The organism is Devosia sp. Leaf420, from assembly GCF_001425445.1.
Classification (GTDB): domain Bacteria; phylum Pseudomonadota; class Alphaproteobacteria; order Rhizobiales; family Devosiaceae; genus Devosia.
The window spans coordinates 411,290-433,396 of the sequence record NZ_LMQU01000012.1; the positions used below are offsets into that span (position 1 = coordinate 411,290).

The following is a 22,107-nucleotide window of genomic DNA, read 5'->3' on the forward strand; positions in this document are numbered from 1 at the left end:
TGGAGTTTATAATGGCAAATCCGAAAATCACCTTCATCGGTGCCGGCTCATCGGTGTTCATGAAGAACATCGTGGGCGATATTTTGCAGCGTCCAGCGCTGGCCGGCGCGCAGATCCGTCTGATGGATATCAATCCGACGCGGCTTGAAGAGAGCGAGATCATTGCGCAGAAGCTGATCAACACGCTTGGTGTTTCTGCGACGGTCGAGACCTTCTCGGACCAGCGCAAGGCGCTCGACGGCACCAACTTTGTCGTCGTCTGCTTCCAGATCGGTGGCTATGAGCCTTCCACCGTCGTCGATTTCGAAGTGCCCAAGAAGTACAACTTGCGTCAGACCATTGCCGATACGCTCGGCGTCGGCGGCATCATGCGTGGCCTCCGCACCGTGCCGCATCTGTGGAGCATTTGCGAAGACATGCTGCAGGTCGCGCCCGACGCGATCATGCTGCAATACGTCAACCCGATGGCGATCAATACCTGGGCGATCTCGGAAAAGTATCCGACGATCAAGCAGGTCGGCCTCTGCCACTCGGTGCAGGGGACGGCGGCTGAACTGGCTCATGATCTCGGCATTCCTTATGAGGAAATCCGCTATCGTTCGGCCGGCATCAACCACATGGCCTTCTACCTCAAGTTCGAGCATCGCCAGGCCGATGGCACCTATAAGGATCTCTATCCAGAGCTCTTCAAGGCCTATCGTGAAGGCCGTGCGCCCAAGCCGACCTGGAACCCGCGCTGCCCGAACAAGGTGCGTTACGAGATGATGACGCGGCTGGGCTATTTCGTGACCGAAAGCTCCGAGCACTTTGCGGAATATACGCCTTACTTCATCAAGGAAGGCCGCGAAGACATCATCGAAAAATTCGGCATTCCGCTCGATGAATATCCCAAGCGCTGCGTCGAGCAGATCGCGAACTGGAAAAAGACGTCCGAGGACTACAAGAAGGCCGACCGGATCGAGGTCAAGCAGTCCAAGGAATATGCCTCGTCGATCGTCAACTCGGTTTGGACCGGCGAGCCTTCGGTGATCTACGGCAATCTGCGCAACAATGGCGTCATTACCTCGCTGCCGCACAATGCGGCGGTGGAAGTGCCATGCCTCGTCGACGACAATGGGCTGCAGCCGACCTATATCGGCGAATTGCCCCCGCAGCTCACGGCGCTGATCCGCACCAATATCAATGTGCAGGAGCTGACGGTTCGTGCGCTGATCGAGGAAAACCGCGAGCACATCTATCATGCGGCGATGATGGATCCGCACACGGCGGCGGAACTGGATCTCGAGCAGATCTGGAACGTGGTCGATGATCTGCTGGAAGCGCATGGGACGTGGATCCCGGAATGGGCACGTGGGCCGCGCAAGCAGCGCGTCGCTTAGGTCGCGCGATCAGTTGGCCATAGCGGCCTGCAAATGGCGGTCTTCTCCGCTTCCGGTGCTCACGTACCAACGTACGCTGCGCTCCGGTTCTCGAAGACCACCATTTTCGACTCGCTCTGACTCAACTGCTCACGCAACTTAGTTGCCAAGTGATGAGATGGTGGGCCTCGGTGGAAACGCCGGGGCTTTTTTTGGGGGGCAGAGTAGGCGAGCCACGATCCTACCTTCTCCCCTTTGTGGGAGAAGGTGGCGCGCAGCGACGGATGAGGGGTATTATTGCTGCGTGTGTCACTCGCTCCTCTGCGGAGGAGGGATACCCCTCACCCTGACTTTTCGCTGGACGCGAAAAGTCGGTCCCTCTCCCTCGAGGGGCGAGGGGAAGGGCGGCGCCTGTGCTGGCCTTCACCCCCTCCCAGCCTCCCCCATCAAGGGGGAGGTGCGGGCCGGTCGGCTTGGCTGGGAGTGAGTCACATACGCGATGCGGCACCTCCCTTTTGATGGGGGAGGATGGGTGGGGGTGTGAGAGCCAGGATTTAGTGGACTACTCGCCCTTGCCAAACAGTTTGTTGAGCATATCCGCCATGGGGCCGGATTTGGGGACTTCGGCTTGGGGCTTGCTGGTGCGGGCCTGGCGGATGTGGCTTTGGGCTTTGGGGGCTGGTTTGGGTTCTTCGCTGCCCTTGCTTGCCAGTGCCAGCTTGTTCATGAAGCCGGCGTCGTCGCCTGCCAGCAGCATCCCCGCGTGGCGGGCGATGTCGTCGAGGAGGGGATCGAGCCAGGCTTTGTCGGCCTTGGCGAAGTCGCCGAGGACGTGGGGGGTGACGAATTCCTTGCCGGGGTGGCCGATGCCGAGGCGGACGCGCTTATAGTCGAGGCCGATCTGGGGATCGATCGAGCGCAGGCCATTGTGGCCGCCATTGCCGCCGCCGATCTTGACGCGGACCTTCCCGGGCGCGAGGTCGAGTTCGTCATAAAAGACGACGATGTCGGCGGGCGGGATTTTGTAAAAGCTCGCGACCTTTTGGACGCTGTCGCCGGACTTGTTCATGAAAGTCTGGGGCTTGAGCAGGAGCGCGCGTTCGGAGCCGATCGTGCCTTCGGCGAGGAGGCCGGAATTCTTCGATTTCCAGCCGGAAATGCCGTTTGCGCGGGCGATGGCGTCGATGGCCATGAAGCCGATATTGTGGCGATTGCCTTCATATTGGCTGCCTGGATTGCCCAGGCCGACGAGGAGTTTCATTGCGCGCTCGTTCTTGGTCCAAGTCGTTATGTGATCGCGTTTCCGAGCGGCAAAACCGTTGCCACTCTGGCTGGGAAACGCGTCCAGAGGGCATAACGCATCAAGGGGGCAAATGAAAAGGGCGACCCGAAAGCCGCCCTCAATGCTTCGGAAAAGCTCTAACCGATTACTCGGCCGATGCTTCGCCTTCTTCGGTGGTTTCTTCGTCATCAAGGCTGCCGCTGGCCTTGAGAGCGGACGGCGCAACGACGGTTGCGATGGTCACGTCTTCTTCGTGGCTGTGGTCGGCAGTGCCCTTGGGCAGCTTGATGTTGGAGATGTGGACGGTATCGCCGATTTCGAGGCCGGTGAGATCAACGGTCACGAATTCCGGGATGTTGTCGGACGGCACGGTCAGATCGAGCGTGTGGTGCAGAATGTTGAGCGTACCGCCGCGCTTGAGGCCCGGGCTCGCATCTTCGTTTTCGAAGTGCACGGGAACCTGAACGTTGATCTTCGAGCCCTTGGCCACGCGCAGGAAGTCGATGTGGATCGGCTGATCCATGACGACGTCGAGCTGGTAGTCACGCGGGATGACCTGGTGGATCGTGCCATCGACGTCGAGGTCGAGGATGTGCGACTTGAAGCCACCGGCATAGATGAACTTTAGCGCGTCCTTATAGGCCACGGAAACGGCGACGGGGGGCTTCTTGTCACCATAGATAACTGCAGGAACGAGTCCCTGACGACGAGCTTCGCGAGCGGCCCCCTTACCCACTCCGTTGCGCGCCTGTGCCTTGAGCACTTTATTCTGAGCCATGGAAAGCATCCATTGGGTTGGTGTATGGCGTCTTCGCGACGGCATACGCACCCGTCCTCCAGGGGTGACGGGCACTTCATGGGGTGCGCTATAGCTCAAGCGGGGGACGGCGGCAAGGAAGCAGACGGGGATTCCGGAGGCTTTCGGCGCGGGCGAGGACAAGAAAGTGCGTGGTCACACTTTCGTCATAGCGCCAAGTGTTGATAGCGCTCGTTTTTTCGTCATCAGCATTCCGGATTCGATCATGAAACCTGCCGTCGTCCTTGCTCTTGCCTCGCTCGTGGTTTTTGCCGTTCCGGCCTATGCGGCGCCGAAGTTCTCGTTCGGGACGGACGGCGGTGAATATACCAATGACGGCGAGTGCGACGATCCGCGCTTTGAGGGCAAGGGCATGACGACGACGCCACTGCTCAGCGACGACATTCTCAATGACGCTACCGACTGTGGCGAGGCCTATGCCTCGGGCACGATTTCGCTGCGCGGCGTGTCGGAAGATGGCGTGCCCGAATTCGGCGACAACAAGGGTGAATATGCGAAGGACGGCGAATGCGACGACATGCGGTTCAAGGGCGCCGGCATGTCAACGCCGCTGATCGAGGACGATATCATGCACGACGCGAGCGACTGCAAGGCGGCGTTCGAGGCGGGGACGATTCAGTTGGTTTTGAAGTAGGGGGCTAGACCCACTGCGGGTCTTCCCCGCGCAGGCGGGATCCATCCTGAGATCTCGGGATGGGCCCCGGCCTTCGCCGGGGTGACATTCGGTGTGTGGGAACGCGCTCGCCATTCGAGCGTAGCTCTCATGGCCTAGCCAGCTAAAATCGCTCCACTGGAGCGATTTTGCCTGCGGCCGCAGCCTAGTCAAACAGGCTCGAAACGCTCTGCTCGCTGGCGGTGCGGGCGATGGCTTCGCCGAGGAGGGGGGCGATGGCGATGCGGCGGATGTTGGCCGCGGCCTTGGTCGCGTCGGTCTCCTGGATCGAGTCGGTTACGACCAGTTCCTTGAGCTTTGAGGCGGCGATGCGCTCGGCGGCGCCTTCGGAGAGGACGCCGTGGGTGATATAGGCCGAGACTTCCTTCGCGCCGGCCTTGAGGAGGGCCTCGGCGGCGTTGACCAGGGTACCACCGGAATCAACGATATCGTCGATGAGAATGCAGGCCTGGCCCGAAACGTCACCGATGATGTTCATAACCTCGGACACGCCGGCCTTGGGGCGGCGCTTGTCGACGATGGCGAGATCGGTGCCGAGACGCTGGGCGACCGCGCGGGCGCGGGCGACGCCGCCGACGTCGGGCGAGACGATCATCGTGTTCTCGAGCTTATAATTGTCGAGAATGTCGCGCGTGATGATCGGCGCGGCATAGAGGTTGTCAGTCGGGATATCGAAAAAGCCCTGGATCTGAGCGGCGTGCAGATCGAGCGTGATGACGCGGTGGACGCCGGCTTCGGTGATCAGGTTTGAGACGAGCTTGGCCGAGATTGGCGTACGACCGGCGGCGCGGCGATCCTGGCGGGCGTAGCCGAAATAGGGGAGGACGGCGGTGATGCGTCGGGCCGAGGACCGGCGCAGGGCGTCGGTGAGGATCAGCAATTCCATCAAGTTGTCATTGGCGGGAAAGCTGGTCGACTGCAGCATGAAGACGTCTTCTCCGCGGACGTTTTCATGGAGCTCGACAAAGACCTCCTTGTCGGCGAAGCGTTTGACGGTGCAATCCGTCAGGGGCAATTCGAGGTAGCTGGCGACGGCCTGGGCGAGGGCACGATTGGAATTGCCGGTCACCAGTTTCATGGGCGCGATCCTGTCTCAACCGATCCCAAGGACGGGGACCTTCCAGTTTCGCGGGCAGCTTTAGCGAGTCATTTTTGTGACCGCAACGCCCGTTCGATCACATGCGTAAATTAAGAGTAGTGCAGCACGCGATGTTTAAGCCGCGAACCGCACCTCGTTTCAGGCAAGGCCGATGACGGAAAGCTGGCGGCCGGTGCGCGTTTGCTTGTGCGTGGCGTAGCGATGGGAGAAGAAACGGCTGGGCTCGGCATAGGTGCAGAGACCGGTTTCGGTGATGCCGGAGAGGCCGAGGGCTTGCGCCTCTTCGGCAAGGAAGAGCGGCAGATCGAAATGCGGGGTGCCGCCGGGCGGGGTGATGAAGGCGGATTCGGCTTTCGCATTTTGATTCAGGACATCATCCTTAAAGGCTTGGCCGACTTCGTAGTTTTCCGCGGAGATGGTGGGGCCGATGGCAAGGAGAATGCGGCGGCGCTGGGCGCCAAGGGCCTCCATGGCGGTGACGGTGTTGGTCAGGATGCCGGTGACGGCGCCACGCCAGCCGGCATGGGCCGCGCCGATGATGCCGGCATGGGGATCAACGAAGAGGAGCGGGGCGCAATCGGCGGTGAGAATGCCGAGGAGAACATCGCCGCGGCGAGTGACAAGGGCATCGGCTTCGACGGTCGGGTCAGGCAGGGCGCCGGCTTCGACGGTGACGACGCGGTTGGAATGGACCTGTTTGACAGTGACGAGCGTGTTGCCGCCGAGCACATCGGCTATGCGGCGGCGGTTTTCGGCCACGGGCTCGGGTGCGTCGCCGGTGGATTGAGAGGCATTGAGGCCGGCGAACTCACCGGTTGAGACGCCGCCATGGCGGCCGAAGAAGCCGTGGTGGACGGTGTCTGTATCGGTGAAGGGTTGGACGGTGTGGAACTCGATCATGCGGCGAACCCCGGCGGATTGAGGCCGGGGGAGTGGGCGCAGAAGACCTTGAAGAGGTCGCCCATCTGATCCTTGGCGGTGAGGCGTTCCAAAGCGGCGCGGATGTCGCTGGCTGAACCCGGATTGGCGCCGGAAAGGGCGGCGGCGCGTTCGGCGATGCCGAGGCGAGTGAGGAATTCGCCCTGGGTGGCAAGAGGCTGGACCGCGAGGCCAACTTCTCGCGCAACGGCGGCGAGGGCGGCGAAATCGACATGGGCGGACAGATCGGTTTCGCCGGGGTTTTCCAGCACGTCGGCGAAGGCGTGGTTGCGGACGCCCTGCAGCGTGTCGCCGGTCTGGGTGCGAGCGTAGCCATAATCGATCGCGAGGACGCTGCCGCCTTGCTTGGCGATGGCCTTGGCGACGCGCGACATGACTTCGCTGCCGGCAAAGCAGACTTCGAAGAGGCTGTCTTCTTCGGCATTGGCGACGGCGGTCGGCATCGCGTCGTTGGAGATGGGTGTCGGCGCGAGGCCAAAGACGCGTTTGCCATCGGCGAGGCCGATCATGCGTTCGTGCCAGCCATCGGCCTTGCGCACAAATTGACGGATGGGCAATGCGTCGAAGAATTCGTTGGCGACGACGATGATCGGGCCTTCGGAGAATTGCTCAAAGTTTTCAAGCCATTGCGGCTCGTAGCTTTCAAGGCGATTCCGCTGCTGAGCGGTGAGCGCTGGGTTAGTCTCGAACAGTTTCAGCTTGAGACCATCGCGGAAACCGGGGGCGCGGCAGGCGACGCGCAAGATATCGGCCATGAGCGTGCCGCGGCCGGGGCCGAGTTCGACGAGGTTGAAGCTCTTAGGCTCGTCCATCTGCTGCCAGACATTGACGAGATGGAATCCGATCAGCTCGCCGAACATCTGCGAGATTTCGGGCGCTGTGATGAAATCGCCGGCGGCACCGAGCGGATCGGCGCCCTTGTAATAGCCCTGGGTTGGATGAGTGAGGCAGAGACCCATATAGGTGGCGACCGACATGGGGCCGGTCGTCGAGATCTGTAGATCGATCTGCTGTGCGAGCGGGAGCTGGGTATTCATTGATGGCTCCTCAAGCACGCAGTTTGTTGGTCGGCCGGGTGAGGGCATAGACGACGAGAATGACGCCACCAAGAAGGATGGGCAGGCTGAGGACCTGGCCCATGGTGAGCCAGCCGCCATAAAGATAGCCGAGTTGCTCGTCGGGGAGGCGAATGGTCTCGACGAAGATGCGCGACAGCGCATAGCCGATGGCGAAAATGCCGGCAACGAGGCCGGGTTTCCTGAGCCCATAAAAGACGTGGGTAGCGACGCGGATGATGAGGAAAAGCAAAAGACCTTCCAGCGCGGCTTCATAGAGCTGGCTCGGGTGGCGCGGCACCTGCAGCGGATCGGTCGGGAAAATGACGCCCCAGGGTAGATCGGTCGGCGCGCCATAGAGCTCGGCATTGATAAAATTGGCGATGCGGCCGAGGAAAATGCCGATGGTGGCGACGGCGCCCAATAGGTCGAGCGAGGACAGCCAATAGCCGCCTTTGTAGCGGGTGAAGAGGATGGCCGCGAGCATGAGGCCCACCATACCGCCATGATAGGACATGCCGCCATCGAGCGTGTTGATGATCTCGAGCGGGTTCTGCAGGTAATAGGGCAGATTGTAAAAGAGCACATAGCCCGTGCGGCCGCCGATGACGATCGACAGCATGGCCCAGAAGGCAAAATCCCAAATATCCTTGGCCGGGAAGGGCGGAGTGCCGCGATACCAGAGGCGCTCGTTGCGGAGCAGCAAATAGCCATAGCCGGCGCCGAGAATGACGCCGAAGAGATAGGCCAGCGCATACCAACGGAGCGCGAAGGGGCCGATGGCAAAGGCGATGGGATCGATATTGGGAAAGGGCAAGGTCTATCCTTCTCCGGCAGGGTCAGTGCAGGGTGGCGGGAAAGCCGTAGCCTTGGCGCGCATGGGTCGCAAGGGGGAAGGCGAAGAAAGGGGCGGTGCGGCGCTATTGACCTTGTCTCACCGGAGACGGGTTATTGACCTTAGGCTTGGCGCGCCGGTAGTTGCCGTTTCTGGAAGCCTGTTTTTGACTGTTCGAACCCAGCCATACGGTAGAAGTCGAGTATCTGTGGTTTGTTAGATCCCGTCATGAGCATGGTTTTGTAGCATCCTGCGGTCCACGCGGCTTCGCATGCTGCGTCCAAGATTTGTTGGCCAAATCCGCGCCGCCGGAAATCGGTATGGGTCACGACATTTTCGATTAGCGCATAGGGTTTACCGCCGCGCGTAAGGTTGGGCACGACGATGAGTGTGCACGAGACGGCAAGATGATTGTCCACAATCCCGACCAGGATGTCGCTGCCGGGGTACAGGCGAAGGCATTCGAGATTGGCTGAGGCTTGTTCGAGCGACGGGACGGCGTCGCCAGGAGTGAGGTGCTGGTAAAGGGCAAGGAGGTTGGGGAGGTCTTCCACGCATGCTGGGCGGATCGTGAGTGCGTTCATTGAACTGGACCGGCTCTTTGTTTTATGTGTCAGTATGATGGGCTATCTTTCTGCTGCACAGCGCCACAGTCAGGACACATCCGGTTGCATGCTCGATGTTTTGAGGCGGGAGCAGGTATGTCGGAATTTGAAGCACGATTTCAGCCGCTGTTCGAGGTTTTGAGCGATCCGGAAGCGCTTTTTCATGGCGCGGATATGCGGGATGATCTGTTGGCGCTGGAGCCGTTGATCCCGGATCGCGCGGCGGAGGCGCGGCTGTTTCGCGAGCTCGCCGTGTTGGAGGCAAAACGGGACGAGCTGGTCTGTCTCGATCATGCGGATCGTGCGTTGGCGGCGCAGGCGGAGACCGGGGCGATCGATGATCGTGCGCTTTATTTCATGCATATGCAGTGCGGCGATGTCGGGACGGCCTGGAAGGGCGGTCCGCGTACGGAAATGCATCTTCAGCGGGCGCTTGAGCTGCATGCCAAGCTACAGCAGCCTATCGGAGAGGCGTTTTTCGTTCGGCTTAATTTGGGCGTCTTTAATAACACGGTGCATGGTCCGCGGCGTGCGCTCGATGCTTATGAGCCGCTTCTTGCCGATGCTGAGCAGCATTACGGCGCCGACAATCCGGAACTGAGGCGACTGGTTGGGCTGATGGGCGCTTGTTACGAGGCGCTGGGAGATATGGAAAAGGCGCTGGCCCTTGGGACGCGTAGTTATGAGCTCAGTGTTCCCGGTGACGATCCGGGTCCACGGGTGAGTGCGATGCTTACCTTTGGCAAGCTCAATTTTCGGTCCGGGCGTGTGGACGAGGCGCGACGCATTCTTGCCGACATGATCTTCTTTGCCGACGCAAACTGTACCCCGGCAACGCGCAGATTTGCGCGCGACGAGACGCGCAATATCTTCCCGGACATAGCCGATGCGGGGCTCTAGCCCTTGGTACGCAGGGTCGAGCGGCCGCCATCGACGCCGAGGATTTGGCCAGTGATCCAGCTTGACGCGTCGGACAGGAGAAAGTCGGCGGCATTGGCGCTGTCTTCGGCGGTGCCGAGGCGGGGGAGGGCGTGAAGCTGGGCGATGGATTTGGCCATGGCTTCGTTTGACGTCAGGGACTCGGCCAGAGGCGTGGCTGTCAAAGAGGGTGCCACGGCGTTGACGCGGATTTTTGGGGCGAGTTCGGCGGCAAGAGCGACGGTGAGGCCTTCCACGGCGCCTTTGGCCATGGAGATGGACGCGTGGCCACTAAAGCCTTGGGCAACGGCGACGGAAGAAAAGAGAACGATGGAGGCGGTCCCCTCATATTGCTTGAGAGCGGGCAGGGCGGCCTGGATCGACATGGCGGCGCCTGCAGCGTTTATGGCGAAATCTCTGGCGAAATCTTCGATCGTCAGCCGGGCCAACGGCTTCAGATTGATGGTGCCGACGCAATAGGCGAGGCCGGCGACGGGGCCGGGGGCTTGCTGGATCGCCGCAGTCAGTGCGGTGGTGTCGGTGACATTCGCTTCCGCCCAGGTGCCGCCGGTTTCATCAGCAAGGGCGGCGAGGGCATCGGGGCTGCGACCGATCAAGTGCGGTACCAACCCGCGAGCTGCGGTCTTTTTCGCAAGAGCCGAGCCAATGCCGCCCGCGCCGCCGACGATGATGATGGTGTCGCTCATTACCGTTTCTCCGTTGCTCAGAACGTACGCGTGGATCTGCGGTTCGGTTCATTGAGAAGGCGCGGCCAATGGTTGCACTGGTCAATGCGGCAGGGGTGGCCTACATAGGGGAGCAAACGCAATTGCAGATAATGGGATTATCATGAGCCAGAGCAATAACAGGATTTTTGACGGTCTTGGCCGGATCATGAACGAAGCGGCGGGTGTCGCCGACGGCGTGCGGCGCGAAGTCGAGACCGTTGCCAAGTCGCAGGCGCAGCGGATCGTGGCCGATATGGAATTGGTCAAGCGCGAGGACTTTGATGCGCTGCGTGAGCTGGTGCAGGTCCAGGGCGAAGAAATCGACGCGCTGCGTCAAGAGATTGCGGCGCTCAAGGCTGCAAAGACCGTCTAACGGCCGCCTCACTCAATCGGCCAAATTTCGCCAGCGCTTTACAACAGATGCGCTGGCTTGGATCTCTCGGGTTAACGAGAGGTTACCGTCTTCCACAAGAGATTGGGCGCTTGGGCGTCAGTTGAACTGCTGGAATCGGAACTGCAGTGTACGGTTTGTGATGTGGACGATTCGAACGCAGGAGGACGCGTGAGATTGGGTCTGCAGTGGAGGGGTGACGGCGGTTGTCGTGTCCCAGAGCGCCATGCCAGCACGGAACCGGCCCATGTCATTGATTGCCCACGAGCCCGATCGTTCGTCCCACCCGGTGGACCTGGTCGAGCACATCGCATCGATCAACGACTGGAATTTTGAGCGCCAGGACGCGGACGAGATTTCGATCTCGGTGCGCGGGGGCTGGAGCGACTATCACGTCTCGTTCAACTGGATGGAAGACCTCGAAAGCCTGCATATCGCCTGCGCCTTCGATCTGAAGGTGCCAGAGGGCCGGCGCAGCGAAATCCGCCAATTGATCAGCCTGATCAATGAGCAACTCTGGATTGGGCACTTCGATATCTGGAACAAGGAAGGCGTTGTGCTCTTCCGCAATTCGCATCTTCTTACCGGCGGGGCCGATGTGTCGCCGCAGCAATGCGAGGCGCTGTTGCGCTCGGCGACCGATAGCTGCGATCTCTATTATCAGGCGTTTCAGTTTGTCGTCTGGGCCGGAAAATCGGCCGCCGATGCGCTGAGCCATGTGATGTTTGAAACCGTGGGCGAGGCGTGATGACCGATTTGCGATCCATTGGGCCGGTCATGCTGGTTGGCGTGGGCAAGATGGGCATGGCGCTGGCTTCGGGCTGGCTCGATGCCGGATTGCCGCCGACCAATCTGGTGCTGGTCGATCCGCGGGCGAGCGACGAGGCCAAGGCTTTTGCGGCCGATTATGACCTTGTGATCAACGAAGCTGCGCTTGGGCTGCAGCCCACTGTGCTGGTGCTGGCGGTGAAACCGCAGGTGATCTCGGCGGTGATGAGCGAGCTGGCACCGATGATTGGGTCGCACACGCTGGTTCTGTCAATTGCGGCGGGGATTTCGCTGGATCGGCTGTCATCGGGCACGGGCACAGATCGCGTTGTGCGCAGCATGCCGAACACGCCGGCGCAGATCGGCAAGGGTGTCACTGGTGTCGTTGCCGGTGGTGGCGTCGATGGTTCAGGGCGGTCGGCGGCGGAAGCGCTGCTATCGGCGGCCGGACTTGTCATTTGGTTTGATTCCGAAGGTGATCTCGATGCGGTGACGGCGGTTTCGGGTTCGGGACCTGCTTACGTGTTCAATCTGGTGGAGGCGATGGCTACTGCTGGTGTTGCGCAGGGGCTCGAAGAGCATGTAGCCATGACGCTGGCGCGGCAGACGGTGATTGGCGCTGCGGGTTTGCTGGAGATCGATCCGGCGCCGGCCAGCGTCTTGCGCCAGAATGTGACCTCGCCCAATGGCACTACTGCGGCGGCGCTCGAGGTGTTGATGGGCGCTGATGGGCTGGGGCCGGTGATGGACCGGGCTGTTACGGCCGCGCGGAAGCGCAGCGAGGAACTGGGGCAGGGCTGATAGCAGTTGCTGCTTAACCCTGCCTTGAAAGGGCAGTTGGCGGTCTCGTAATACGGGATCGAAGCGTGGCGATGCGATCCTGCAGCTCGGGTGGGGTGCCCATCCGATCGAGCAGCAGATTGACGGCGAGCACGTCTGCCGACTGATTTTTGTGGCGGAAACGCTCGCCATGAGCTTCGGCGAGGACGAGTGCGATTTGCGGATCGTTCTGATCGGATCTGTGGGCTAGGCCGAGGGCCTGAATGGCGCGGTTGAGCAGCCGGCCGATGCGATCTTTGTCATCGCTGATTTGAACTTCCGAAATCAATAATTGGCCGAGCCCAAGCCCGGCGGCCTGAAGGGTAGGCGGGTCTTGCCCGACAAATGGATCCTTGAGGATCGTATCGTAGCACCAGATTGCTTCGATGACCTCGCCTTGCTGCTCCAGGCGTCGCGCTTCCGAGAGATAGTGGATCAGGTCGAGAATTTTACGCTCCGCACGCTCCAAGTTCAGTTGGTGTCAGCGTGCGGGATGAGCATTTGTTCGGCAATCGGCTTTTTTACAGATTGACCGTCAGGTTGAGCCGTTCGAGGACAGAGCGATCGGTTGGCTCGACCATGCTTACGAGGAACTGACGCACCATGTGCGCGCCTTCGGGCGGCAGGGCGGCGATGGCTTCATCGATGCGGCTGGCCTGAGTGGCCGAGAGGGTGGCAAAGAGCATGCGGCCCTTGTCCGTGGCAAAGAGCAGGCGCTGACGTCGATCGGAGTGCCCGGTCTTTTGCTCGATATAGCCATTGTCGATGAGCTGGCGGAGGACGCGAGCCAGGCTTTGCTTGGTGATTTTCAGGATGTCGAGCAAGTCCGCGACTGGCATGCCGGGGCGTAAATTGACGAAATAGAGCACCCGATGATGCGCGCGGCCAAAACCCTGACGCTCAAGGAGAGCATCGGCATCGCCGGTAAAATCCCGATAGGCAAAGAAGAACAGGCCCATGATATCGAGCGGCAGCACCGACCGCGCGATCGCAGCAGAATTTATGTCAGCCTTGTTGACATTTTTTTGGGCCTCTGCCATTGTCTCTCCATCACATCGGCGTTTCGTCTTATCCCAAAGACATTGTGGTTTGCCAAGGGCATGGCCCTTGGGGCATGATTAGAGAAACGTGCGGTTCGTGTAAGAACGGCAAAAACAAAGACTGTGGAGAGGATCATGGCAGGCGTGCCCATGGACCAGCGTGATGGCTGGATCTGGTTCGATGGCGAACTCAAACCGTGGAAGGACGCGAAGATTCACGTGCTGACGCACGGGCTTCATTATGCCAGCTCGGTATTTGAAGGTGAACGCGCCTATGGTGGCGAAATCTTCAAATCGCGCGAGCATACCGAGCGTCTGATCCGTTCGGCGGCGACGCTCGATATGCCCTTCCCCTATTCGGTCGACGAGATCGAAGCGGCAAAGCGCCTCGTGCTCGACAAGAATGGCCTCGTTGACGCTTATCTGCGTCCTGTCGCCTGGCGCGGCTCGGAAGAGCTGTCGGTGCCGGCGCGCAACAACAAGGTGCATGTGGCGATCGCGGCCTGGGTTTGGCCGAGCTATTTTTCCACCGAAGAGAAGCTGAAAGGCATCCGCCTCGAGTGGAGCAAGTGGAAGCGCCCATCGCCTGAGACGATCCCATCTTCGGCCAAGGCTGCGGGTCTTTATATGATCTGCACGCTCTCCAAGGACGCGGCCATGGCCAATGGCTTTGCCGATGCGCTGATGCTGGACTATCGCGGCTATGTGGCTGAGGCCACTGGCGCCAACGTGTTCTTCATCAAGGGCAAGGACATCACGACGCCGACGCCGGATTGCTTCCTCAATGGCATCACCCGGCAGACGCTGATCGCGCTGGCGAAGGAAAACGGTTTTACCGTCACCGAGCGGCATATCATGCCGGAAGAGCTGAGCCAGTTTGACGAGTGCTTCTTGACCGGCACGGCCGCGGAAGTGACGCCTGTTTCGCTGATCGGCGACTATAAGTTTACCCCGGGCGAAGCTTGCCGGACGCTGATCGATGCGTACTCGGCCGCAGTGCAGCCGAAGCGGGCGGCGGCGGAGTAATTTTCGCTGATTTTAATTTGAGAGGCCGGGCAGCGATGCCCGGCCTTTTTGTATTTTGGGGTGGCGAGGCATTTGCTATGATGGGACTATGAAGAAGCTGACCATATCGGTGACCGAGCATCAGGCATCGCTTCTTGAAGAGGCGGTGGCCGAGGGCAAGTTTGTGTCTGACAGTGAGATGATCGCTGCGGCGCTGAAGCTTTGGGAGAAGCGGGAGGCGGCCAAAGCTGAGGAAATCGAGTGGCTAAAGCGGGACTATCAAGCTGGACTTGATAGTGGACCGCCGGTCGAAATTGACTTCGACGACTTGCTTGCTGAATTAAACGCCAAATATGAAAAGCGTGCCTAAGTCCCGGTTTTCACCGCGGGCTAGCAAGCAAATCAATATCATTTGGCGGTATATTGCCCAGCATAGCCGGCAGGCGGCGAATGGCGTGCTGCGACGAATACATGAAGCAGTTCGGCTCGCTGCTGAAAATCCGGGTATGGGAGCACGGCGTGAAGATATTAGCCCAGGAGCGAGGACCTCGTAGTCGGCTCATATCTTGTTCTCTATGAGCCGACACAGGATGGCATCCTCGTGGTAGCCATTGTGCACGGTATGACTGCTCCGAAATCCTGGCTGGATTAACGCCAGCGATCTCTTGCCGTGTCGTCGGACGCTTTCGCCTCTACCCATTCCGTGCCCGCTGCCGCTTCTTCCTGTTTCCAGAACGGGGCGTCGGTTTTTAGGTAATCCATGAGGTATTGGGCGCCGTCGAAGGCGGCTTGGCGGTGGGGGGCGAGGGTCATGACTTGCATGATGGGTTCGTCGGGGACGAGGCGGCCGTAGCGGTGGAGGATTGCGGCGTCGATCAGGTCGAAACGGGCGATGGCAGTAGTGCGGATGGCGGCGATCTCGTTTTGGGCGAGGTCGGGGTAGCATTCGAGGATGAGGGCCGTGATGGGGCGATCAGGCAGTGAGCGGACCATGCCGGTGAAGGTGACGGCAGCGCCGGCTTCGGGGTGGTTGGTCTGGAATTGATTTAAGAGGGTGCCCGGATCGAAGGGGGCGTCAGAGATGATGATCATCTCAACCGCCGGTCATGGGCGGCAGGATGGCCACTTCCTCGGCGCCATCGATCGGCGTGTTCCAGGGAACGATGCGGGCGTTCTTGGAAATCTTGAACTGCTTGGGATTGGCCATGGCGAGATCTAGACTTTCGTCATTGGCGCGAAGCCAGGTGACGAGGTCTTCGAGCGTAACGACATCAGCCGGCGGCGTGACGTCGTCGCTGGCGCGGTTGAGGCGCTCGCGCAGCCAGGCGAAATAAAGGATTTTCATTTCGCCGTCGTGCCCACGAGATGCGGCCAGGAGGCGCGGAGATAGTTCCAGCCGGTCCAGAGCGTGATGGCACCGGCAGCCCATAGCAGAATGTCCGAGATGAGACCGAAACCGGGCACAATACGCTCGAAAAGGACGACCGCGAGGGCAACGAGCTGGACGGTCGTCTTCCACTTGGCGAGCTTGCTGACGGGCAGGACGACGGAGGTGTTGCCCAGGAATTCGCGGAGGCCCGAAATGAAGAATTCGCGGAAGAGGATGGCGACGACGGGAATCATGTCCCAGCCGGAAAAGCTGCCGTCCCAGGCGAGCGCGGTGATGAGGATGCCGACGAGGAGTTTGTCCGCAATGGGGTCGAGCATGCGGCCGAGATCCGAATACTGATCCCAGGCGCGGGCCAGATAGCCATCGACCCAGTCGCTGGCGGCGGCAATCACAAAGAGAACCAGCGCGATGATGCGGAGGGTAATGTCGCCATCCATCACCAACCAGACGATCGGGATGATCGCGGCGATGCGGGCGATGGTGATGATGTTTGGGACGAGCGTAAGCGGGTTTCTGGCCATGGGGCGAGAGAACAGGAATGGGGGCGGGGGGTCAAGGGTGGTTGGAGTGGAGATCGCCGTTCACCCCCTCCCAACCTCCCCCATCAAGGGGGAGGTGTAGTTCGGTGCATGGAGTGGATTAAGCGACGGCCTGATTGTTCACGGCCCGGCGCTTTTCGACGGCTTCGGCGAGGGCGTTGAGCGTGGTGACGGTCGTGTCCCAATCGATGCAGCCATCGGTGATGGACTGGCCATAGACGAGGTCCTGGCCGGGGACGAGGTCCTGACGGCCGGCGACCAAGTTGGATTCGATCATGACGCCGATGATGCGCTTGTCGCCGGCGGCGAGCTGGGTGCCGATATCGGCGAGGACCAAGGGCTGGTTTTCCGGGTTTTTGGAGGAATTGGCGTGGCTAGCGTCGATCATGATTGCGGGGGTGAGGCCGGACTTGGTCGCTGCGTTCGCTGCGGCTTCGACGCTCTGGGCGTCGTAGTTGGTGGTTTTGCCGCCGCGGAGGATGATGTGGCAGTCCTCATTGCCCGTCGTGGCGGCGATGGCGGAACGGCCATCCTTCGTGACCGCCAGGAAATGGTGAGGGTGGCTGGCTGACAGCACCGCGTCGAGCGCGATCTTCACGTTGCCGTCTGTGCCGTTCTTGAAGCCGACGGGGCAAGAGAGGCCGGAGGCCAGTTCGCGGTGGATCTGCGACTCGGTGGTGCGCGCGCCGATAGCGGCCCACGAGACGAGGTCGGCGATGTATTGCGGCGTCGTCATGTCGAGGAATTCGCAGGCGGCGGGGAGCCCGAGATTGGCCACGTCGAGCAGCAGGGTGCGGGCGGTGTGGAGGCCTTGCGTGATATTGAAGCTGCCGTCGAGGTCGGGGTCGTTGATCAGGCCCTTCCAGCCGACCGTGGTGCGCGGCTTTTCGAAGTAGACGCGCATGGTGATTTCGAGGCGATCGCCGAGGGTTTCGCGCAGGGCGACGAGGCGGTTGGCGTAATCCATCGCCGCCTTGGGATCGTGGATCGAGCAGGGGCCGACGATGACGACGAGGCGATCATCCTGGCCTGTCAGAATATTATGGAAATCGTGGCGGGCGGCGAGGACGGTGCGGGTGGCGGCGTCGGTGCGCGGATGCTGGCGCATGACCTCGATGGGTGTGGTCAGCGGTTTTATTTCGGTGATGCGAAGGTCGTCGGTCGATTTGAGCATTTTCTTCGGTCTCTCGGTTTTGAAGTCGAGGGGCCAAGAAAAAAGCCGCCTCGGAAGTCGGGCGGCTGGCTTGCGATTTGGGTCTGGTCTTGTCGGGATCAGGACACGCGCGCGATAGCCTCCGCCGGGAGCGGATAGCTAAAATACCAATAAAAGGTCGCTGCGTTGATCATGGCGAGAAAGCTAGCCGAGGAGTCGGGGCTTGTCGAGTCCCGACTTTAGGAGGGGGCGAGGGCGCTAGTTTCGCATCCACCGTCTGTCATCCCGGCGAAGGCCGGGATCCATCTTGAGATCTCAGGATGGGCCCCGGCCTTCGCCGGGGTGACAATCGAGAGTGGGAATGACGCGGTGCAAAAGTACGAGCTAGCCGCCGGCACCCTGATAGTTTTGGATGCAGTGGCGCCAGTGGAGGGCGCCGAGGAGGACGGCTAAAGGGCCAGCGAGGAGGGATGCCGGTCCGGCCCAATCGCCAAGGAGGGGGACGGGCTTTCCCAGGGTTACCGCGACCGGGACGAAGGCGAGGAAGCCGAGCGGAGCGATGGTCAGCATGAGGATCTGGAGCGGAACAGGGAAGATGTTGAGCGGGTAGCGGGCCAGTTCCCAGAAGCCGAAGAAGATCGAGAACAGGTGTTTTGAGCGGACCCAGACGAGCGCTGTGGCGCCGATCATGGTCATGATGGCGGCAGTGACCATGGCGGCGCTGAGGAGGCCCGCGACGAAGTAGAGCGCGCTCAGGATTGACCAGTTGACGCCCACTTGCGTGACGGACCAGGCCATGAGGCCGACGGCGAGAATGATGTGGCCGACATAGCCGATATTGAGGCCGGAAAAGACGAGATAGACCCACGGGCTGACCGGCTTGATGAGGACGGCATCAAACGTGCCGAGGCGAACCTTTTCCTCGATGTCGCGGAATTGCGTGAAGCTCAGCGAAGCGCCGAGGGAATAGGCGAGGAGGTGAAATGAGAGGAGCAAAGCCATTTCGCTCCAGGTCCAACCGCCGAGATTGCCGAAGCGGAGCAGGAGGAGGGCGATGGCCGTGTAGGTGGCGGCGTAGCTGAGCGCCTGGGCGAACCAGGCGAGGAGCATGGCACCGCGATATTCCATGCGCGTGCTGACATACATTCGGACGAGATGCGGGACGACGGCGAGGGAGCGGGACATTTCTTCAGCCTCCCTGCACGACGAGGCGGGTGCGTGCCTTACCCCAAAGGGCGAGGACGGCAGCGGTCAGCAGGCCGAGCCAGAGGAGGCCGATGCCGAGATGGAGCCAGGTGGCGGTGGGATCGAGTTTTCCGAGATAGACGGCGGCTGGATAGTAGCTGATCCAGGCGAAGGGGAGGTAGCCGAAGATGGTGGCAAGGGGCGTCGGCAAGAACCAGAGTGGGATGATGGCGCCGGAAAAGAGTGACATGATCGCCATGAGAAGCCACTCGAGCGAGAAAGCGGTGAGGAGCCAGAAGGCGAGGAGGCCGCAGAGGCACGCGAGGGTGAAGAGGATCAGCCAGGACACCGCCCAATAGGGGAAGAACATGAGGCCGTGAAATAGGCTCGCGGGTGGCAGGAGGCCTACGGTGAAGCCGACGATGAGAGCCACGGGCACGACGATGGCGACGCATTCGAAGGCGAAATGACCGAAATGGGTCGAGAGGAGATAGCTGGGATAGTGCAGCGGTTTCAGAAGAAAGACCGCGACGTCTCCAGTGCGGACGGCGTCGCCGACATCGTAGAGGACGCGGGAATATTCCCAGTAGAGCAGAGGACCCGAGAGCAGCGCGTAAGTGACCATCTCGGGCAGGGTGATGCCATCGACCTGCGTTGCCCCTGCGAAGGCGGCGGTCCAGATCGCGATGCGCGCAAAAATGCTGACGAGATCGCCAAAGGCGCTGGCCCAGACCTGGTTGCGATAAACGAGGCGCGACTGGAAGGCGGTCAGCGCGAAGGCGGGATAGGCGGCGGCCCTCATGGCCTGGCTCCGGCGAGCGCGGGCTTGTTCTGGTAGAAGGTGCGGATCACCTCCTCGATATTGGGCTCTTCGAGTTTGATGTCGGTGAGGTCGTGACCAGAGCCAAGTTCGGTGAGGACGTCGAGAATGGACGTCTGTTCGTTTTCGAGCAGGAAGTGTTTTGCCGCGCCTTCGTCGGTGACGAGCTCAGCGGTTTTCAGCGTTATCGGGCCGGGATCGGTGCCGAATTCCAGTTTCAAGCGGCGGCGTGAGCCGAGGGTTTGGCGGAGGTGTTTGAGCTCGCCATCGAAGAGCAGTTTGCCGTCATCGACCATGATGAGGCGCGGACAGATTTCCTCGATGTCGACGAGGTCGTGGGTAGTGAGGATGATGGTGGTGCCGCGGTCGCGGTTCACTTCGGCTAGGAATTTTCGAACCGTGTCCTTGGCGACGACGTCGAGGCCGATGGTGGGTTCGTCGAGAAAGAGGATTTTGGGATCGTGCAGCAGCGCCATGGCGATTTCGGCGCGCATGCGTTGGCCGAGGCTGAGCTGGCGGACGGGGCGGTCGATGTAGCTCGCCATGTCGAGCATGGTCGTGAGGCGGGCTAGGTTATCGGCGAAACGGGCGGTGGGGATGTCGTAGATGTGGCGGTTGAGGTCAAAGCTGTCGCGGACGGGGAGATCCCACCAGAGTTGGCTGCGCTGGCCGAAGACGACGCCGATCTCGGCGGCATTGGTGATGCGGTTGGTATGGGGTTCGCGGCCGAGGACTTGGACCGTGCCAGAAGATGGGACCAGGATACCGGTCATCATCTTAATCATGGTGGATTTGCCAGCGCCGTTGGGGCCGAGATAGCCGACGGCTTCGCCCGGCTGGATGGTGAATGAGATGCCATCGACGGCGCGGATTTCGGTGAAGTCGCGCGAAAAGAGGCCGCGAATAGAGCCACCAAAACCCGCCTGACGCTTAGGCTGGCGGAAGATTTTTTCGACTGACGAGGCCGAGATGATAGCCATGATTCCCCTCCCCAGAGGCGGGGCGAGGCTAGATGATTCTCGGGGCTGGGGAATGGGTTATGTGAAAAAGCCCGCGTCTGTGCGACGCGGGCTTGGTCAGCGATTACTGAAGCCTAGAGATCGACCTTGGCGTTGGCGCCCATGTCGGGCTTGGCGCCGGTGGCGGCCGCAACGAGCATCTTGGCGGTGGCGACTACCATGTTCGGGCTATCCCAGACTTCGCCGTCGTCCGGCGTCACCTTGAGGAGGCGGATCTGGGGATCGTTCTCATCGTCCCACCAGGCCTTGTCGAATTTTTCCCAGAGCTCGGCGATCTTGGCGCGGTCATTGAGCACTTCCGCTTCGCCGGCGATAACAGCATATTTGTGTCCGCCATTGTCAGCCCAGGCGAGGGAGACGTGCGGATACTTTTCGATCTCGGTGAGTTTATGGCCTTCCAGATCGGTCAGGAAGTAGATGGCATGTTCTTCGCGGCGAACGCGGGCGGACATCGGGCGGCTGCGCTGTTGCTTGCCGTCCCAGGTGGTGAACATGCAGATGTCGATTTTCTCGGCCAGCTCCCAGATGCGGTCGATGGCTTCGCCGGCCGGGAGGGTGTGGTTGTTTTCTTCGGTCATGGTTCGGCTCCTATGAGTTGGAAGACGAACGGCCAGACAGGCGGGAAGTTGCCGCGATGTGAAAGACTAAGCGATCACATCGCTTTGGGGTCATTATCATCCGGCCATATTGAACTGTTGCAGCTGCAGGACGGTGACTTCGCCGTCCCATTCCGGCCAATGCTTGCGGTGGAGTTCTACAAAGCGCTCGGTCCAGTCGACCATCTCGGCGTCGGTCTCGAGCTCGTAAACCGCGTAGCCGCCGACCATTTCCTTGGCCTCGGCAAAGGGGCCATCGGTGACCATTTGGCCCTGGCGCGTCGTGACGGTGCCGGCGAGCGACATGCCGCCGGTTTCGATCATCTTCGCGCCCGCTTCCATTCCGAGCTGCACGATGGCCTGCATCAGGGCGGCGGGCGGCTGGCTGGCGGTTTCGGGGTTGAGGGTCTTGACCATGGTAAGGAATTTCATCGGACGCTCCTGTTTGGGTTCTGACAATAAGACGAACCGAGGAGACGCTTTTCGACAAAAATCTGAAGGTGCGGAAAAGAAAATGCCGGGACGGGCCCGGCACTGGTCTATTCCATGCGATTGACAGCGTTGTCGATACCGCCAATGTCGATCCGCGGCTCTGGCGCGCCTTCGCCGAGATCCCAATTGACGACCTGTTCGGTGCCCTGGACGTCGATCGTCGTCTTGGATTTGAGGGTCAGGTTGGCGGTTTGTTCGGCGCCATTGATGGAGACCTTGGCCGCATCGTCGGCGGCGTCCATCGTCGCGTTGACGGTGTTTTCCGTGGTGTCGATCGAGAGGGTCGAGACTTTGTCCGCGTTGACCGTGTGGCCAATGCCGGAGATGGCGATGGTGGCGGCGTCTTCGACATGGACCGTGTGGCCATCGCCGTGGACGACGACCTGGCCGCAGGTGCCGGTCAGGTCGATCTGGTTGTCGGCCCCATAGATACCAACATCGAGGCCATCGCAGGGAACGGTGCGCGTCAAGCCGACGCCTTCGATGACGACTTCCTCCGGTTTGGCCGTATCGCTCACCTGAGCGAAGGCAGCAACGGGGAGGGCGGCGAGAAGGGTAATCGACAAAATGAGACGCATGGC

29 protein-coding genes are annotated in these 22,107 nt (G+C 60.8%); 9 read left to right on the top strand and 20 right to left on the bottom strand.

Annotated features, from left to right (window positions below):
• Nucleotides 1–8 precede the first annotated feature (8 nt).
• Nucleotides 9–1,379 (top strand): alpha-glucosidase/alpha-galactosidase, encoded by a 1,371-nt coding sequence (locus ASG47_RS15280; protein ID WP_156464127.1) that lies wholly within the window; start codon nt 9–11, stop codon nt 1,377–1,379.
• Between the two features lie 541 nt (nt 1,380–1,920).
• Here ASG47_RS15280 and pth read toward each other — a convergent pair.
• Together pth and ASG47_RS15290 are read right to left on the bottom strand one after the other, a co-directional pair.
• The gene (gene pth, locus ASG47_RS15285; protein WP_061910529.1) at nt 1,921–2,619 is read right to left on the bottom strand and encodes an aminoacyl-tRNA hydrolase; all 699 of its coding nucleotides are present in this window, start codon (nt 2,617–2,619) and stop codon (nt 1,921–1,923) included.
• 166 nt (nt 2,620–2,785) lie between these two features.
• Nucleotides 2,786–3,418, bottom strand: a complete 633-nt coding sequence (locus ASG47_RS15290; protein WP_061910823.1) for a 50S ribosomal protein L25/general stress protein Ctc — start codon at nt 3,416–3,418, stop codon at nt 2,786–2,788.
• A 244-nt stretch (nt 3,419–3,662) separates the two neighbouring features.
• Between ASG47_RS15290 and ASG47_RS15295 the strand changes: the two genes are divergently transcribed.
• Nucleotides 3,663–4,091, top strand: coding sequence for a hypothetical protein (locus ASG47_RS15295; protein ID WP_156464128.1), 429 nt, complete (start codon nt 3,663–3,665; stop codon nt 4,089–4,091).
• 184 nt (nt 4,092–4,275) lie between these two features.
• Here ASG47_RS15295 and ASG47_RS15300 read toward each other — a convergent pair whose 3' ends face one another.
• The 5 genes from ASG47_RS15300 to ASG47_RS15320 form a co-directional block, all read right to left on the bottom strand.
• Nucleotides 4,276–5,208, bottom strand: a complete 933-nt coding sequence (locus ASG47_RS15300; protein WP_061910533.1) for a ribose-phosphate pyrophosphokinase — start codon at nt 5,206–5,208, stop codon at nt 4,276–4,278.
• Nucleotides 5,209–5,367: 159 nt separating this feature from the next.
• Nucleotides 5,368–6,129, bottom strand: a complete 762-nt coding sequence (pgeF, locus tag ASG47_RS15305; RefSeq protein ID WP_061910535.1) for a peptidoglycan editing factor PgeF — start codon at nt 6,127–6,129, stop codon at nt 5,368–5,370.
• Entirely contained in the window at nt 6,126–7,205 is a 1,080-nt protein-coding gene (locus ASG47_RS15310; RefSeq protein ID WP_061910537.1) for a class I SAM-dependent methyltransferase, read from the bottom strand. Before ASG47_RS15310 ends, pgeF begins: the two co-directional genes overlap by 4 nt.
• A 10-nt stretch (nt 7,206–7,215) precedes the next feature.
• Nucleotides 7,216–8,040, bottom strand: a complete 825-nt coding sequence (lgt, locus tag ASG47_RS15315) for a prolipoprotein diacylglyceryl transferase (RefSeq protein WP_061910539.1) — start codon at nt 8,038–8,040, stop codon at nt 7,216–7,218.
• A gap of 140 nt (nt 8,041–8,180) precedes the next feature.
• Nucleotides 8,181–8,642, bottom strand: a complete 462-nt coding sequence (locus ASG47_RS15320; protein WP_061910541.1) for a GNAT family N-acetyltransferase — start codon at nt 8,640–8,642, stop codon at nt 8,181–8,183.
• Between the two features lie 117 nt (nt 8,643–8,759).
• Between ASG47_RS15320 and ASG47_RS15325 the strand changes: the two genes are divergently transcribed.
• Complete coding sequence (locus ASG47_RS15325; protein ID WP_061910543.1) at nt 8,760–9,563, top strand: tetratricopeptide repeat protein; 804 nt, start codon at nt 8,760–8,762, stop codon at nt 9,561–9,563.
• On the opposite strand, the gene ASG47_RS15330 is transcribed toward ASG47_RS15325, so the two are convergent.
• A complete protein-coding gene (locus ASG47_RS15330; protein WP_061910545.1) occupies nt 9,560–10,288 on the bottom strand; it encodes an SDR family NAD(P)-dependent oxidoreductase in 729 nt (242 codons plus the stop codon). The two genes, ASG47_RS15325 and ASG47_RS15330, sit on opposite strands and share 4 nt — an antisense overlap.
• Nucleotides 10,289–10,430: 142 nt before the next feature.
• Between ASG47_RS15330 and ASG47_RS15335 the strand changes: the two genes are divergently transcribed.
• The 3 genes from ASG47_RS15335 (at nt 10,431) to proC (ending at nt 12,269) form a co-directional block, all read left to right on the top strand.
• Nucleotides 10,431–10,682 carry an accessory factor UbiK family protein gene (locus ASG47_RS15335; protein WP_061910547.1) on the top strand — a complete coding sequence of 84 codons (252 nt, stop codon included), beginning with the start codon at nt 10,431–10,433 and terminating at the stop codon, nt 10,680–10,682.
• A 265-nt stretch (nt 10,683–10,947) separates the two neighbouring features.
• The gene (locus tag ASG47_RS15340) at nt 10,948–11,448 is read left to right on the top strand and encodes a YbjN domain-containing protein (protein WP_061910550.1); all 501 of its coding nucleotides are present in this window, start codon (nt 10,948–10,950) and stop codon (nt 11,446–11,448) included.
• On the top strand, nt 11,448–12,269 hold the full coding sequence (gene proC, locus ASG47_RS15345) for a pyrroline-5-carboxylate reductase (RefSeq protein ID WP_061910552.1): 822 nt from the start codon (nt 11,448–11,450) through the stop codon (nt 12,267–12,269). Before ASG47_RS15340 ends, proC begins: the two co-directional genes overlap by 1 nt.
• 13 nt (nt 12,270–12,282) lie before the next feature.
• Here proC and ASG47_RS15350 read toward each other — a convergent pair whose 3' ends face one another.
• On the bottom strand, nt 12,283–12,756 hold the full coding sequence (locus tag ASG47_RS15350; RefSeq protein WP_061910553.1) for a hypothetical protein: 474 nt from the start codon (nt 12,754–12,756) through the stop codon (nt 12,283–12,285).
• Nucleotides 12,757–12,808: 52 nt separating this feature from the next.
• Nucleotides 12,809–13,327 carry a MarR family winged helix-turn-helix transcriptional regulator gene (locus ASG47_RS15355; protein WP_413813467.1) on the bottom strand — a complete coding sequence of 173 codons (519 nt, stop codon included), beginning with the start codon at nt 13,325–13,327 and terminating at the stop codon, nt 12,809–12,811.
• Nucleotides 13,328–13,462: 135 nt separating this feature from the next.
• On the opposite strand from ASG47_RS15355, the gene ASG47_RS15360 reads away from it, so the two are divergent.
• The 3 genes from ASG47_RS15360 (at nt 13,463) to ASG47_RS20420 (ending at nt 14,886) form a co-directional block, all read left to right on the top strand.
• Entirely contained in the window at nt 13,463–14,353 is an 891-nt protein-coding gene (locus ASG47_RS15360) for a branched-chain amino acid aminotransferase (RefSeq protein ID WP_061910555.1), read from the top strand.
• Nucleotides 14,354–14,441: 88 nt separating this feature from the next.
• A complete protein-coding gene (locus ASG47_RS15365; protein ID WP_061910557.1) occupies nt 14,442–14,702 on the top strand; it encodes a type II toxin-antitoxin system ParD family antitoxin in 261 nt (86 codons plus the stop codon).
• Nucleotides 14,686–14,886 carry a type II toxin-antitoxin system RelE/ParE family toxin gene (locus ASG47_RS20420; RefSeq protein ID WP_244487114.1) on the top strand — a complete coding sequence of 67 codons (201 nt, stop codon included), beginning with the start codon at nt 14,686–14,688 and terminating at the stop codon, nt 14,884–14,886. The genes ASG47_RS15365 and ASG47_RS20420 overlap by 17 nt, the downstream gene beginning before the upstream one ends.
• Nucleotides 14,887–14,980: 94 nt before the next feature.
• On the opposite strand, the gene ASG47_RS15370 is transcribed toward ASG47_RS20420, so the two are convergent.
• From ASG47_RS15370 to ASG47_RS15415, 10 genes are all read right to left on the bottom strand, one after another.
• A complete protein-coding gene (locus tag ASG47_RS15370) occupies nt 14,981–15,424 on the bottom strand; it encodes a molybdenum cofactor biosynthesis protein MoaE (RefSeq protein ID WP_061910559.1) in 444 nt (147 codons plus the stop codon).
• Between the two features lies 1 nt (nt 15,425).
• Nucleotides 15,426–15,677, bottom strand: a complete 252-nt coding sequence (locus ASG47_RS15375; RefSeq protein ID WP_061910561.1) for a MoaD/ThiS family protein — start codon at nt 15,675–15,677, stop codon at nt 15,426–15,428.
• Entirely contained in the window at nt 15,674–16,243 is a 570-nt protein-coding gene (gene pgsA / locus ASG47_RS15380; protein ID WP_061910563.1) for a CDP-diacylglycerol--glycerol-3-phosphate 3-phosphatidyltransferase, read from the bottom strand. Before pgsA ends, ASG47_RS15375 begins: the two co-directional genes overlap by 4 nt.
• A 118-nt stretch (nt 16,244–16,361) precedes the next feature.
• Complete coding sequence (locus tag ASG47_RS15385; protein WP_061910565.1) at nt 16,362–17,435, bottom strand: 3-deoxy-7-phosphoheptulonate synthase; 1,074 nt, start codon at nt 17,433–17,435, stop codon at nt 16,362–16,364.
• A gap of 363 nt (nt 17,436–17,798) precedes the next feature.
• Nucleotides 17,799–18,599 (bottom strand): ABC transporter permease, encoded by an 801-nt coding sequence (locus ASG47_RS15390; RefSeq protein ID WP_061910567.1) that lies wholly within the window; start codon nt 18,597–18,599, stop codon nt 17,799–17,801.
• Between the two features lie 4 nt (nt 18,600–18,603).
• Complete coding sequence (locus ASG47_RS15395; RefSeq protein ID WP_061910569.1) at nt 18,604–19,401, bottom strand: ABC transporter permease; 798 nt, start codon at nt 19,399–19,401, stop codon at nt 18,604–18,606.
• The gene (locus tag ASG47_RS15400) at nt 19,398–20,402 is read right to left on the bottom strand and encodes an ATP-binding cassette domain-containing protein (protein ID WP_061910571.1); all 1,005 of its coding nucleotides are present in this window, start codon (nt 20,400–20,402) and stop codon (nt 19,398–19,400) included. Before ASG47_RS15400 ends, ASG47_RS15395 begins: the two co-directional genes overlap by 4 nt.
• Before the next feature lie 110 nt (nt 20,403–20,512).
• Nucleotides 20,513–21,016, bottom strand: a complete 504-nt coding sequence (locus tag ASG47_RS15405; protein WP_061910573.1) for a pyridoxamine 5'-phosphate oxidase family protein — start codon at nt 21,014–21,016, stop codon at nt 20,513–20,515.
• A 96-nt stretch (nt 21,017–21,112) separates the two neighbouring features.
• The gene (locus ASG47_RS15410) at nt 21,113–21,466 is read right to left on the bottom strand and encodes a YciI family protein (RefSeq protein ID WP_061910575.1); all 354 of its coding nucleotides are present in this window, start codon (nt 21,464–21,466) and stop codon (nt 21,113–21,115) included.
• A gap of 107 nt (nt 21,467–21,573) precedes the next feature.
• A complete protein-coding gene (locus tag ASG47_RS15415) occupies nt 21,574–22,104 on the bottom strand; it encodes a DUF3060 domain-containing protein (protein WP_156464129.1) in 531 nt (176 codons plus the stop codon).
• Between the last annotated feature and the right edge of the window lie 3 nt (nt 22,105–22,107).